We start from the raw sequence: 12,714 nt of genomic DNA, 5'->3' as shown, positions 1-12,714 counted from the left end.
TGGTGTTGGTGGGTCAGGTTCCGGCTGGGGTGGCGATGGTTTTGACTTCGAGGAATTCCTCGAGGCCGAGGAGGCCGCTTTCGCGTCCGATGCCGGATTGCTTGTAGCCGCCGAAGGGGGCGTCGGGGGCGTACCAGCTGCCGCCGTTGACGCTGATGGTGCCGCTGCGGATGCGGCGGGCGACGTTCAGGGCGCGGTCGGTGTCGGCGGACAGGACGGAGCCGGAGAGGCCGAAGATGGAGTTGTTCGCGATCGCGATGGCGTGGTCGTCGCCGTCGTGGGGGATGACGGCGAGGACGGGGCCGAAGATTTCTTCCTGGGCGATCTCGCTGTCGGGGTCGACGTTCGCGAGCAGGGTGGGGGTGTAGAAGTACCCGGGGTTGATCTTCTGGCCGCCGGTGACGAGGGTGGCGCCGGCGGTGATGGCGCGCTGGACGATGTTGTCGACCTTGTCGCGTTGCTTCTCGCTGATCAGGGGGCCCATGTAGGTGTCGGGTGCGGACGGGTCGCCGACCTTGATCTGGGCGAGGGTGGCGGCGACCTTCTCGACGATGGCGTCGTGCTGGGCGCGGGGGACGACGAGGCGGCTGGTGATGGCGCAGCCCTGTCCGGCGTGGGAGCAGATGGTGAAGGCGGCCATCATGGCGGCCATGTCGTGGTTGGCGTCGTCGAGGACGACGAGGGCGGATTTCCCGCCGAGTTCGAGGAAGACCTTTTTGACGGTCCTGCTGGCGACTTCCATGATGCGTCGGCCGACGGCGGTGGATCCGGTGAAGGTGACGAGGTCGACGTCGGGGTGGCTGGTGAGGACTTCGGCGGCGTCGATGTCGAGGGAGGTGATGACGTTGACGACGCCGGGGGGGATGTCGGTTTCGTTGGCGATGAGTTCGGCGAGGGCGAGGGCGAGCAGGGGGGTGTCGGGGGCGCCTTTGAGGATGACGGTGCAGCCGGCGGCGAGGGCGGGGGCGAGTTTCGCGAGGGCGAGTTGGGTGGGGTAGTTGTAGGCGACGATCGCGGAGACGACGCCGGCGGGTTCGCGTTCGACCCAGCGGTGGTGTTGGGCGCCGCGGGATTCGACGGTGCCGAGGTCCTGGGTGAACTGGTAGCCGGCGGCGAGGTCGGCGTAGTACTTGACGAGGTTGATGGGGTCACCGAGGGCGGGCCCGTCGGTGATCATGCGGGGGTGGCCGACCTCGGCGATGGTGAGTTCGCGGAGTTCTTCTTTGTGCTTGAGGAGGACGTCGTGGAGCTGGTTGAGGCACTGGACGCGGAACGCGACGTCCGTGGACCAGTTGGTGGTGTCGAAGGCCTTGCGGGCGGCCTTGACCGCGGCGGTGGTGTGTTCGACGGTCGCCTCCGCGGCCTGGCCGATGACCTCACCGGTCGCGGGGTTGATCGAGTCGACCGTCCGCTCGGTCTCGACAAGCTTTCCGTCGATCAGTAACCGCTTCACAGCCGCTCCTCGTTGATCGTGTGGGCTCCCGGTGGGCCGCTGGGCGCGCCGACGCTGGTGCACCGCGGCACGAACGCCGGGAGCTTTCATGTCACTACAATAGTGACACTAATTGGAGCGTCAACCGACCTGCGCCGTTCCCGCCGTTCCTGTCGCTCCGCCTGTTCCCGCCTGTTCCCGCCCCGTCACGACAGCCCGAGGAACCGCCATGAGCCTTCCGGTCGACCAGCACGCGGACGGGAGTGATCCGGCCCGGCAGCCGCGCCGCTATGACAGTCCGGTGCGTCGGGCGCAGACCGAGCGGACCCGGGAGCGGATAGTCGCCGCCGGGACGGCACTGGTCCACTCGTTCCCGACCTGGGACTGGCGGGGTCTGACCTTCCGCGCGGTCGCCGAGCGCGCCGGCGTGAGCAAGCGGACCGTGCACCGCTACTTCGCCACCGAGGGCGAGCTGCACGACGCCATCCTGCGCAACATCGAGAAGGAGGCCGGGGTCGTCTACGAGGGCCTCGACCTGGACAATCTCGCCGACACCGCGGCCGGCGGCCTGGCGACCCTGGACCGCTTCGCCGCCTCGCCCGGCCTGAGCGGGGAAGCCATCGAGCCGACCCTCGCCGCCGACCGGCGCCGGCGCGAGGCGCTCGCCCGCGCGGTGGCCCCGTCGACGGGCGAGTGGACCGACACCCAGCGGCGGATGGCCGCCGCGATCCTGGACATCCTGTGGACCGGACACGTCTACGAACGGCTCGTCACCGCCTGGAAACTCGACCTGGACGCGGCGACGGGCGCCGTCACCTGGGCCCTGGACCTGCTGGCGGACGGCATCCGCGCCGACCACCGGCCGCAGCCACGGCCGCTCCAGCCGCAGCCGTTACGGGCACCGGCACCGGCACAGCCACGGCCGCCCGCGCGATGATCCGGCGGGTCAGGCGGGCCGGAGCCGGGTGGCCAGGCCGGCGACGGCCAGCCACACCTCGTCGGACTCGGCCGCGAGCCGGGCGTTGACCTGGCCGAGGCGGTCGGCGAAGCGCCGTCCGGCGGCGGTCGGCGCCACCGCCCCCGACCCGACCTCGTCCGTCACCGCCACCACCCGCCGCCGAGCGGCGCGCCAGGCCGCGACGAGCCGGTCGACCGCGGTCCCGAAGTCCGGATCGTCGAGCCGGGCCGCCACCCACAGCGAGACGCTGTCGACGAGCAGCGCCGGCCCGGGGGAGCGCAGCAGCGGTTCCAGCTCCTGGGTCTCCAGGGTGTGCCACCGGGCCGGCCGGCGCTCGCGGTGGGCGGCGACCCGCGCGGCCCACTCGGGATCGGACCCGTCCGGCGCCCACCCGGTCGCGACGTAGACGACCTCGGGCTCGGCCCGCAGCCAGTCCTCGGCCTGGGCGGACTTCCCCGACCGGGTGCCACCGGTGATCAGCACCCGGCGCGGTGCCGCGGTGCCGCCGGCCTCCGTGCCGCTGACCCCCGTGTCGCCGGGCGCGGTGCCGCCGGCCGGGCGGCGCCCGCCGCCGGGCGGGATCTCCAGGACGCTGCCGTCCGGCGGGGCCTCGGCGCCGACGCGGGCCAGCCGGGACGTCAGCTCGCCACCGGGCGGGTTGCGATGACTGAGGTGGACGGCCAGCACCCGGGTCGAGGGCACGACCGCGCCCAGTGCGCGCAGCTCGGCGACCAGCTCGGCGAAGTCCGGAAGGTCGAGATGCTCCCCGAACCCGGGCCGGTCGCCGTTGTTCTCCTCCAGCAGCACGACGTCGAACGCGCGGCCGGCCAGCGCGGCGAGCGTCGCGGGCGGCAGCGGGACGGCGGTGTCGCACCCGTACAGCAGGCGGGCGCCGTCCGGCGCGGTGACGTCGTACAGCACCGCCGGCCCGATGCTGTCGTCACCGTGCCGGGCCGCCACCGGGCGGACCAGATAACCCGGCCCGGCGGGCCCGGCGAGCTCGAGGTGATCGCCGGCGACGGCTGGGAGCAGCCGCAGCGGGGAGCCGTCCCCGCCGGGCTCGGTGCCCTCCCAGCGGCGCAGGAACGCCCGGCACACCTCCAGCGCGGCCGGCGGCGCGACGACGTCCAGCGGCCGGTCGGCGACCGTCGACCAGGACCGCCACATCAGCGCCTCCGGGCCGAGGTGGTCGGGATGGGCGTGCCCGACGAGGACGTGCCGCAGCCCCGCCAGGCTCACCCCGAACCGGGAGGCGGCCCGCGGCACGTCCGGACCGAAGTCGATGAGCAGCCGGTCGTCCACCAGGACGGCCGTCTGGCCGCGGGGCTCGTGTGCGCGGGCCCACGCGCAGGAGGCGCACTCGCACCATGGGTTCGGCCATCCGTCGGCCGAGCCCGTGCCCAGCAGCGTCAGCCGCACCGCGCCGAGCCCCGGCCGGTCAGGAGTGCGAGTGCGAGTGCGGGTGGCGCTTGCGCTCCCACAGCGTCATCAGTGTGAGGACCACGGCGAGCGCCGCGATCGCGCCGAAGGTGAGCAGGCAGGCGGCCCACCAGACGATGCCCCCGTCGTGGTGCTCGGTTGTCTCGGCGAGGACCGCCGCGGCGGTGTAGGCGGGTGTCACTGGTGCCTTCCTTTCTCCGGGCTGAAGCGTGTCTCCGGGCTGAGGCGTGCTGCTCGTGTGCGCTCGCGGATCCCGACGTTACCGACCTCCGGGTCACCGGTGCCTTGCTCGTGGGCCGATCCACGGGTCGGTGTGGATCCGTCCCGTTCGGTGGGCGGGTCACGCCGGGCGATGAGTTGCTCGTCGCCAGCGGCGCGGGACGGCCTCGCGTCCGGTCCGGACACGCTTTGATGGTGCGGTGGGCATTTCCCGGGGTCGGTGGTGGCCCCGGCTCGGCGGCCGACGCCGCCGGACGTCGGGAAGGACGTGGACCGTGAGCTGGACCTGGCGTTATGAGGGAGAGGACGGCTCGGTCGTGGCGGTCGGCGGCGCGGACGGGTCGGAGTCGTTCACCAGTCAGGGGGACGCCGAGACGTGGATCGGCGAATCCTGGCGGGAACTGCTGGATCTGGGCGTGACGCAGGTGAGTCTGCTGGAGGCGGACCGGCGCGTCTACGGGCCGATGAGCCTGCGCCCGGTGACCTGAGGGCCGCCGCCGCGGCTGCCGGGCCGGCCCCTGCCCGCGGGTAGCAGAGCCCGCGGATCAAGGCCTGTCGAACGGGCCCGAACGGGTTGACACCCCTATGGCTAACGATGTTAGCCTTGCCTTGTTGGCTAACGGCGTTAGCCAATGAACGGGTCCGAGACGACAGAGGAGATCACCATGGCGAGCAGCGACGCGAACCCGACCGACGCCGGGGCCGAGAGCACCCGGCCCGAGAGCGGCTCCGCCGACGCCCGGCACTACCGGCGGCCCAACTGGTTCACCAACACGTTCCTCAACCGGCCGGTCGCGCTGGCCACCCGGGCGGGGCTGAGCCTGTGGGGGAGCCGAGTGCTCGAGGTCCGCGGCCGGACGTCCGGCGAGACCCGGCGGGTGCCGGTGAACCTGCTCACGCTGGAGGGGCGGCAGTACCTGGTCTCCGCGCGCGGGCACAGCCAGTGGGTCCGCAACGTGCGGGCGGCCGACGGCGAGCTGGCGCTCGTCCTGGGGCGCCGGCGGGTCCGCTACCGTGCGGTCGAGCTCGCCGGCGTCGAGAAGGTCCCGGTGCTGCGGGCGTACCTGAAGAAGTGGAAGGCGGAGGTCGGCGTGTTCTTCGACGGTGTGGGTCCGGAGTCGACCGACGAGGAGCTGGGCCGGATCGCGCCGCGGCACCCGGTCTTCGTCCTCACCGCCGCCTGATGACGCGGCCGTGTCCGCCGGTGGAGCGGTGTCCGCCGGCGGAGCCGGGCCAGCCGGCTGTGCCCGCCGTGCCGCTCGGGCGGATCGCGGTGCGCCCGACGCCGCCCACCCGGTCGCCGCGGGCGACGGAGATCATCGGTGCGGCCCGGCGCCTGCTGGAGGACGAGGGCGCGGGGTCGCTCACCATGCGCCGGCTCGGCGAGGTGCTCGGCATCCGCGCGCCGTCGCTGTACAAGCACCTGCCGGGCAAGCACGCGGTGGAGACGGCCCTGGTGGAGACGGCCCTGTGGGAGGTGGGGGACGCGCTGCACCGGGTGGTCGACGGGGCCGGCCCGGGCGACGTCGTCGACCGGCTGCTGGCCGAGTACCGGCGGTACGCCCTGGCGCACCCCAACCTGTACCGGCTCACCGCGCTCGACCCGCTCGGGCGCGAGGGCCTGCCGCCCGGCCTGGAGGACTGGTCGGGGGAGCCGTTCTACCGGGCTACCGGTGAGCCGTACGTGGCGCAGGCCCTGTGGGCCGCGGCACACGGCGCGGTGGTGCTGGAACTGGCGAGCCGGTTCCTGCCCGGCACGGACCTCGACCGGACGTGGGCGGCGTTGGCCGCGGCCTTCACCGCCCCCTGAACCCCTGAACCCCTGGGCACTCCTGAACTCCTGGGCGCCGCGTGGCCCCCAGGCGCCGCACGGCGGCGGTCAGGCCTCCGGCTCGGTGGTGGCCACGCCGGCGAGCACCTCGTCGACGCGGGCGAGCAGCGCCGGCTCCAGCACGACACCGGCCGCCCCGACGTTGTCCTTGACCTGCTCGGGCCGGGAGGCCCCGACGATCGCGGACGCCACGTTGTCGTTCTGCAGGACCCAGGCGACGGCGAGCTGCGCCATCGTCAGGCCGGCCTCCGCGGCGATCGGGCGCAGATTCTGCACGGCCGTCAGGACCTCGTCGGTCATGAACCGGGCGATGAAGCCCGCGCCCGTCCCGCCGGTCGCCCGGCTGCCGGTGGGGGGCGGCTGCCCGGGCAGGTACTTGCCGGTGAGCACCCCCTGGGCGATCGGCGACCAGACGATCTGGGAGATGCCCAGCGTGCGGGAGGTCGGGACCACGTCGACCTCGATGGTGCGCCACAGCATCGAGTACTGCGGCTGGTTGGAGATGATCCGGTCCAGGCCGAGGTCGGCGGCGATCCGCGCGGCCTCGGTGATCTGTGCCGCCGTCCACTCCGAGACACCGACGTAGAGGACCTTGCCGGCGCGCACCAGGTCGTCGAAGGCGCGCAGCGTCTCCTCGAGCGGGACGGTCGGGTCGTACCGGTGGGCCTGGTAGAGGTCGATGTGGTCGGTGCCGAGCCGGCGCAGTGAGTTGTGCGCGGACTCGATGATGTGCTTGCGGCCCAGGCCTCTGTCGTTCTCGCCGGGGCCGGTCGGCCAGAAGACCTTGGTGAACAGCTCGTAGGACTCCCGGCGGACCCCGGCCAGGGCCTCGCCGAGAACCGACTCGGCGCGGGTCTGGGCGTACACGTCCGCCGTGTCGAAGGTGGTGATTCCCTCGTCGAGCGCGGCGTGCACGCAGGCCTTCGCCGTGTCGGCCTCGACCTGGTCACCGTGGGTGATCCAGTTGCCGTACGAGATCTCGCTGACGGAAAGTCCGCTCCGCCCGAGGCGTCGATGCTTCACACCGGAACACTACGCACCAGGTCCCGGGCCCGGACAACGTCGGCCGTGCCTCGTCAGCCGTCGCCGCGGGACACCCGGGGGCGGGGCAGCCGCCAGCGGCGCGGCAGCAGGGCCCGCTGCGCGGCGTAGGCGCGCACCCGGACGTTGGAGTCCGGGTACTTCTCGGCCACCCGCCGGCTCACCTGCCGCGCCAGCACGATCGAGTCGGCGACCACGGCGATGATCCCGAGCAGCATCACGTAGGTGGCGACGAGGCGGATGTAGGAGTTCGGCACCAGCCCGCCGACGAAGTAGACCACCGCCGCGGCCAGGAAGAACGGGCCCACGTTGATCCGGGTGTCGACGAAGTCCCGGGCGAGGACGCGCTCCGGCGCCCGCTCGCGGGGCGGCAGGCGGCTGACGTCGCCGGCCATCATCGCGGCCCGGTACTGCTGGCTCTGCGCGCGCCGGTCCTCCCGGTCGATCTTGCGGGCGTCCTTGCGGTTCGCCGGGGTGCGCACCGCGCCGCCGCGGGTCCGCGCGGCTCGCGCCGCCGACCGCTTCGGGGTCGGCCGGCCCTTGCCGGCGGTGACCCGGGCGCTCGCGCCGGCGTCTCCGTCGGCCTGGTCGACCGCGTCGTCGGACGGCTCCCCGCTCGCCGGGGCGGGGTCGGGTTCGCGGCCCCGCTTCTTCAGCAGCGCCATCAGGGCAGGCTCAACATCTGGTCCAGGGCCTTCCGGGAATAGGTCGCGACCTCGGGGTCGACGGTGATGCGATTGACGGTCTCACCGCGGGCGAGCGCCTCGAGCGCCCACACCAGGTGCGGCAGGTCGATGCGGTTCATCGTGGAGCAGAAGCACACCGTACGGTCGAGGAAGACGATCTTCTTGTCAGGATGGCGGTTCGCCAGCCGTTGTACCAGGTTCAGCTCGGTTCCCACGGCAAATGCCGACCCGGGCGGGGCCTCGTCCACGACCTTGATGATGTACTCGGTGGAACCGACCAGGTCAGCGGCGCTCACGACGTCGCGCCGGCATTCCGGGTGCACCAGTACCCGTACCCCCGGGACCCGCTCGCGCACCTCGTCCACGCATTCCCGGGTGAACCGCCCGTGCACCGAGCAGTGCCCGCGCCAAAGGATCATGCGCGCGTCGCGCAGCTGCGCGCGGCTCAGGCCGCCGCCGGGGCGCCGCGGGTCGTAGACCACGCAGTCGGCCTCGGACATGCCCAGCTTGTCGATCGCGGTGTTGCGGCCCAGGTGCTGGTCCGGCAGGAAGATCACCCGCTGGCCGCCCCGCTCGCCGAAGGCCCAGTCAAGCGCCCGCTCGGCGTTCGACGAGGTGCAGATCGTGCCGCCGTGGCGGCCGGTGAAGGCCTTGATCGCGGCGGAGGAGTTCATGTAGCTGACCGGCACGGTTCCGGTGGCGACGCCGGCGTCGAGGAGGTCGTCCCAGGCCTGCTCGACCTGCTCGGCGGTGGCCATGTCGGCCATCGAGCAGCCGGCGGCCAGGTCCGGGAGGATCACCCGCTGGTGGTCGGCGGTGAGGATGTCGGCGCTTTCGGCCATGAAGTGCACGCCGCAGAACACGATCGCGCTCGCCGCCGGTCGGGCGGCCGCCTGCTGGGCGAGCTTGAAGGAGTCTCCGGTCACATCCGCGAACGCGATGACGTCGTCCCGCTGGTAGTGGTGGCCCAGCACGAAGACGTCGTCGCCGAGCGCGGTCTTGGCGGCGGCGGCCCGTCTGGCGAGGTCGGGGTCGGCGGCCGGGGGGAGGTCGCCCGGGCACTCCACGCCCCGTTCGCTCGCCGGGTCGGCGTTCCGCCCGAGCAGGAGCATGGTGAGCGGTGAGGCGGTGACGCCCAGGCGTTCCAGGGCCGGGTTGGTGGTCATGTCCGCTCCTTTGGGCGACCGACCGGGGGCCCGGCCGCCTCGCTCGCCGCTCGTGGCCTCGCTGTGGGCCGTCTGCTAATGGTCGTTGAGACTCTAACTCCGGAACGCCTGGTCTGCGCGAACTTGGTCCGGTCGGGCCCGCCGGGCCGGGTCCGGTCAGACCCCGCGGGACGGACGGATGTCACTTGCGCGTCGTGGCCGGGCCACGAGTCGCTGGCTACGATGGGAAGCGGATCCTGGCTCGTGGTGTTGAGCAGGAACGGCGGCACAGCAGGTGCCGCCCGTGGGAGGTCGCTGTTCGCCGGCGTCTTCCCGCGTAAGCAGCCCTGGGCACCAGCAGGTCTGGTGGCCAGGCACGTCCACAAGGGCAGGGAGCAGCCCCTATGACCGTGCAGGACACAACCGAGACCGAGACCAGGCCGAGCAGCGTCAACCTCACCGACACGGCCGCCGGCAAGGTGAAGACCCTGCTCGAGCAGGAGGGGCGGGATGACCTCCAGCTCCGGATCGCCGTGCAGCCCGGTGGCTGCTCCGGCATGCGCTACCAGCTCTTCTTCGACGAGCGCCAGCTCGACGGCGACACGGTGCTCGACTTCTCGGGGGTCAAGGTGGCCGTCGACCGGATGAGCTACCCCTACCTCGGCGGCGCGACGATCGACTTCGTCGACACGATCGAGAAGCAGGGCTTCACGATCGACAACCCGAACGCGCAGGGTTCCTGCGCGTGTGGCGACTCCTTCCACTGATCGGGCGCGGGCGGGCGCGAACCGTTCCGGCGGGCCGCGTCTCGTCTCCGATCTGCGGGGGAGGCGGCTGATCCCTCGATACGGAACCCGGTGTGGTGTTTCCTGCCACACCGGGTTCCGCCATTTCCGGCCCGTCACCCGTCCGGTGTGCCTCACCCGTCACCTGTCTGACCCGCCTCACCCGCCGTGTGCCCGACCCGCGCAAACGGCCGAATACCGGACGCGGGCCCATCGCGGGGCGACGTCCCTCCGGAGTGCGCGCGGGCTGGCGGTAGGCTGCTCGATCGTGCGTATTGCCGTGACTGGTTCCATCGCCACCGACCACCTCATGCGCTTTCCCGGGCGGTTCGCCGAGCAGCTGCTCGCCGACCAGCTCGAGCGGGTCTCGCTGTCGTTCCTGGTGGACGAGCTCATGATCCGCCGCGGCGGGGTCGCCGCGAACATCTCCTTCGGTCTGGGGCGCCTCGGCCTGCACCCGGTCCTGGTGGGAGCGGTCGGGGAGGACTTCGCCGACTACCGCTCCTGGCTCGACCGGCACGGTGTCGACACGGCGTCGGTCTGGGTGAGCGAGATCGCGCACACCGCCCGCTTCGTGTGCACCACGGACAACGACCTCTGCCAGATCGCGTCCTTCTACCCGGGCGCGATGAGCGAGGCGGCCAGCATCGAGCTGCGCCCGGTCGCGGAGCGCTTCGGTGGGCTCGACCTGGTGGTGATCAGCCCCAACGACCCGCAGGCGATGGTCCGGCACACCGAGGAGTGCCGCGAGCGCGGCTACGCCTTCGCGGCCGACCCGTCCCAGCAGCTCGCCCGGATGGAGGGCGACGACATCCGTTCGCTGATCGACGGCGCGGCCTACCTGTTCTGCAACGAGTACGAGAAGGCGCTGCTCGCGTCGAAGACCGGGTGGACCGACGAGGAGATCCTCGGCCGGGTCGGCGTGCGGGTCACCACCCTGGGCAAGGACGGCGTCGTCATCGAGGCGCCCGGCGCCGCGGTGGTCAAGGTGCCGGTGGTCCCGGCGCGCAGCACCCCCGACCCCACCGGGGTGGGGGACGCCTTCCGGGCCGGGTTCCTCGCCGGGCTGTCCTGGGAGCTGTCGCATGAGCGGTCCGCCCAGGTCGGCTGCCTGCTGGCGACCCTGGTGCTGGAGACGGTCGGCACCCAGGAGTACAGCGCCGAGCAGGACGACATCGTGAAGCGCCTCACCGAGGCCTACGGGCCGGAGGCGGCCGCGGAGGTCGCGGCACACCTTCGGGCGTTCTGACCCGAGAGGGGGCCGTTTCGGCCCGGGTGGCTCAGCCCCGGCGGCGGACGAGGTAGGACGCCGCCCCGGGTGCGGTGGGGCCGGGTGCGGTGGCGGTGAGCAGGTCGTGGCCGCGCATCCGGCACCAGGCGGCCACGTCGGCCGCGGCGGCCGGATCATCGGCGAGCAGCTCGATGATCCCGCCCACCTCGACGTCGCCGATCCGCCGCGCGAGCTCGATGATCGGGATGGGGCAGCGCCGCCCGCGCGCGTCCACGACCGCCGCCGGCCGGCCGGCGGCGGGAGCGGGCCCGTCGTGTGTCGGCCCGCCCGGCGCAGCCCCGCCCGTCACAGGCCCGCCGCCCCGGCGCGCTCGCGGACGGCGCGCACGGCGGGCGGCAGCGCGTCGAGCAGGGCGGCCAGGTCGGCGTCGGTGGAGTCCCGCCCGAAGGACACACGGAGGTTGCCGTGGGTCAGCGCCCCCATCGCCACCAGGACGTGGCTGGGGGTCAGGGTGTCCGAGGTGCAGCTCGACCCGGAGCTCACCGCGATCCCGGCCCGGTCGAGCTCGTCCAGGAGCACCTCTCCCGCGACGTAAAGGCACGAGAAGGCCACGATGTGCGGCAGGCCCACCGCGGGGTCGGTGCCGCCGGGGCCGAGCAGCTCGACGTCCTCGACCAGCTGCGGCAGGCGCCGACGGAGCTGCCCGGTATAGCCGGCGAGCCGGGCCGCCTCCGCGTCGATCTCGGTGGCGCGCACGGCGAGCGCGGCGGCCGTCGCGACGACGGCGGGAACGTTCGGGAAGCCGGGAACCCGCCCGTGCTCCCGCTCGTCCGCCGGCAGCGGGTTGGCCCACCTGGTGCCCGTGCGGACGGCGAGGATGCCCACCCCGGGCGGCCCGCCGAACTTGTGGGCGCTCGCGGTGAGCAGGTCCGCGCCCAGCTCGGCGAGGTCGACGGGCACCCGCCCCACCGTCATCGCCGCGTCGGTGAGCAGCGGCACCCCGCGCCGGCGCAGCGCCCGCGCGACCGCCGCCACCGGCTGGACGGTGCCCACTTCGTGATTGGCGTGCTGCAGGGCCGCCACGGCCGTTCCCGGGTGGGCGTCCAGCGCGGCCTCGAACGCGGCCGGGTCGACGCGACCGAGGCCGTCCACGCCGATCGTGACGACCTCGCCGCCGGCACGTTCGTGGCGCTGCGCGGCATGCAGGACACTGGAGTGTTCGACGGCACTGACCACAACCACCCGCCCGGCCCGGCGGCGGGCCGCCGCGGTGCCGAGCAGGGCCTGGTGGGCGGCGGCCGTCCCGCTCGCGGTGAAGCTGATCTCGCTGGTCCGGGCGCCGAGGACGCCGGCGACGGTCTCCCGGGCGGCGTCGAGGAGCATCCGCGCGCGGCGGCCCTCGCGGTAGAGCCGCGCGGGGTCCGCCCAGCCGTCGTCGATCGCGGCGAGCAGGGCCTCCCGGGCGACCGGATGCAGCGGCGTGGTCGACGCGTGGTCGAGATAGGCCGGCACGTCAGTGACGCTACGCCCGTCCCGGAGCAGCTGGCCGGGTGTTGCGGGGCCGCGTGGGGGCATTCGCGCGGTCAGCCGGGGCGGTGCGGGAAAGGGCCCGCGGGGTGCCACGAACAATGCCGGTGGCGGATACGCCCGCCGGTAGCCGGAACGCGCCCACCGCCCGCCCGTCGTCCTACCCGGGTCAAGGGCCCTGTGGCCCGTCCAGGATGCCCCGCGGGTCGTGTCTCACAGCTCCGGACGGGGCCTGCGGCGAGAAGCTCGTCCGCTGCTGGGATACGCTGCTGCCGCACCATCTACAGCGTGTCGAAGACAGTCGGAAGACGAAGCAGCGAGGCCGGTTGGACCGGCCGGCCCGCGAAGCGTTTACGCGGTCACGAGGCGGTGGCGGGGCTCAGATCTCCTCCGCCGGCCGCGCGACCGCTAGTCGTGGG

The 12,714-nt window shown here is 73.2% G+C and carries 14 protein-coding genes; 6 read left to right on the top strand and 8 right to left on the bottom strand.

Annotated features, from left to right (window positions below; genetic code table 11):
* Positions 1–13: 13 nt before the first annotated feature.
* Positions 14–1,453, bottom strand: a complete 1,440-nt coding sequence (locus B056_RS0111410) for an aldehyde dehydrogenase family protein (protein WP_018501992.1) — start codon at positions 1,451–1,453, stop codon at positions 14–16.
* Positions 1,454–1,661: 208 nt separating this feature from the next.
* Here B056_RS0111410 and B056_RS0111405 point away from each other — a divergent pair, with 208 nt between their 5' ends.
* On the top strand, positions 1,662–2,369 hold the full coding sequence (locus tag B056_RS0111405; protein ID WP_018501991.1) for a TetR/AcrR family transcriptional regulator: 708 nt from the start codon (positions 1,662–1,664) through the stop codon (positions 2,367–2,369).
* Between the two features lie 9 nt (positions 2,370–2,378).
* Here B056_RS0111405 and B056_RS0111400 read toward each other — a convergent pair whose 3' ends face one another.
* Both B056_RS0111400 and B056_RS0111395 read right to left on the bottom strand, forming a co-directional pair.
* Positions 2,379–3,809: a bifunctional adenosylcobinamide kinase/adenosylcobinamide-phosphate guanylyltransferase gene (locus B056_RS0111400; RefSeq protein ID WP_018501990.1), complete on the bottom strand. Its 1,431-nt coding sequence runs from the start codon at positions 3,807–3,809 to the stop codon at positions 2,379–2,381.
* Between the two features lie 19 nt (positions 3,810–3,828).
* The gene (locus B056_RS0111395) at positions 3,829–4,011 is read right to left on the bottom strand and encodes a hypothetical protein (protein ID WP_018501989.1); all 183 of its coding nucleotides are present in this window, start codon (positions 4,009–4,011) and stop codon (positions 3,829–3,831) included.
* Positions 4,012–4,324: 313 nt separating this feature from the next.
* On the opposite strand from B056_RS0111395, the gene B056_RS0111390 reads away from it, so the two are divergent.
* The 3 genes from B056_RS0111390 (at position 4,325) to B056_RS0111380 (ending at position 5,859) form a co-directional block, all read left to right on the top strand.
* Positions 4,325–4,537, top strand: a complete 213-nt coding sequence (locus B056_RS0111390; protein WP_018501988.1) for a hypothetical protein — start codon at positions 4,325–4,327, stop codon at positions 4,535–4,537.
* A 177-nt stretch (positions 4,538–4,714) separates the two neighbouring features.
* Positions 4,715–5,233 (top strand): nitroreductase/quinone reductase family protein, encoded by a 519-nt coding sequence (locus tag B056_RS0111385; protein ID WP_076784680.1) that lies wholly within the window; start codon positions 4,715–4,717, stop codon positions 5,231–5,233.
* Entirely contained in the window at positions 5,233–5,859 is a 627-nt protein-coding gene (locus B056_RS0111380) for a TetR/AcrR family transcriptional regulator (RefSeq protein WP_084647138.1), read from the top strand. Before B056_RS0111385 ends, B056_RS0111380 begins: the two co-directional genes overlap by 1 nt.
* A gap of 69 nt (positions 5,860–5,928) precedes the next feature.
* On the opposite strand, the gene B056_RS0111375 is transcribed toward B056_RS0111380, so the two are convergent.
* From B056_RS0111375 to nadA, 3 genes are read right to left on the bottom strand one after another with little or no spacing between them, the layout of a single operon-like run.
* Positions 5,929–6,903: an aldo/keto reductase family protein gene (locus B056_RS0111375; RefSeq protein WP_018501985.1), complete on the bottom strand. Its 975-nt coding sequence runs from the start codon at positions 6,901–6,903 to the stop codon at positions 5,929–5,931.
* 53 nt (positions 6,904–6,956) lie between these two features.
* The gene (locus tag B056_RS0111370) at positions 6,957–7,586 is read right to left on the bottom strand and encodes a DUF3043 domain-containing protein (protein WP_018501984.1); all 630 of its coding nucleotides are present in this window, start codon (positions 7,584–7,586) and stop codon (positions 6,957–6,959) included.
* Positions 7,586–8,773 carry a quinolinate synthase NadA gene (gene nadA, locus B056_RS0111365; protein WP_018501983.1) on the bottom strand — a complete coding sequence of 396 codons (1,188 nt, stop codon included), beginning with the start codon at positions 8,771–8,773 and terminating at the stop codon, positions 7,586–7,588. Before nadA ends, B056_RS0111370 begins: the two co-directional genes overlap by 1 nt.
* 383 nt (positions 8,774–9,156) lie before the next feature.
* Between nadA and erpA the strand changes: the two genes are divergently transcribed.
* Both erpA and B056_RS0111355 read left to right on the top strand, forming a co-directional pair.
* Complete coding sequence (erpA, locus tag B056_RS0111360) at positions 9,157–9,519, top strand: iron-sulfur cluster insertion protein ErpA (protein WP_018501982.1); 363 nt, start codon at positions 9,157–9,159, stop codon at positions 9,517–9,519.
* A gap of 286 nt (positions 9,520–9,805) precedes the next feature.
* Positions 9,806–10,786 carry a carbohydrate kinase family protein gene (locus tag B056_RS0111355; RefSeq protein ID WP_026239577.1) on the top strand — a complete coding sequence of 327 codons (981 nt, stop codon included), beginning with the start codon at positions 9,806–9,808 and terminating at the stop codon, positions 10,784–10,786.
* Between the two features lie 31 nt (positions 10,787–10,817).
* Here the strand turns inward: B056_RS0111355 and B056_RS0111350 are convergent, their stop codons facing one another.
* Both B056_RS0111350 and B056_RS0111345 read right to left on the bottom strand, forming a co-directional pair.
* Complete coding sequence (locus tag B056_RS0111350; protein WP_018501980.1) at positions 10,818–11,117, bottom strand: sulfurtransferase TusA family protein; 300 nt, start codon at positions 11,115–11,117, stop codon at positions 10,818–10,820.
* Entirely contained in the window at positions 11,114–12,280 is a 1,167-nt protein-coding gene (locus B056_RS0111345; RefSeq protein WP_018501979.1) for a cysteine desulfurase family protein, read from the bottom strand. The genes B056_RS0111350 and B056_RS0111345 overlap by 4 nt, the downstream gene beginning before the upstream one ends.
* Positions 12,281–12,714 lie beyond the last annotated feature (434 nt).

Origin of the sequence: Parafrankia discariae, assembly GCF_000373365.1 — a bacterium.
GTDB lineage: Bacteria > Actinomycetota > Actinomycetes > Frankiales > Frankiaceae > Parafrankia > Parafrankia discariae.
The sequence above is the reverse complement of the archived record's forward strand: the minus strand, read 5'-3'. Positions and strand labels throughout refer to the sequence as shown.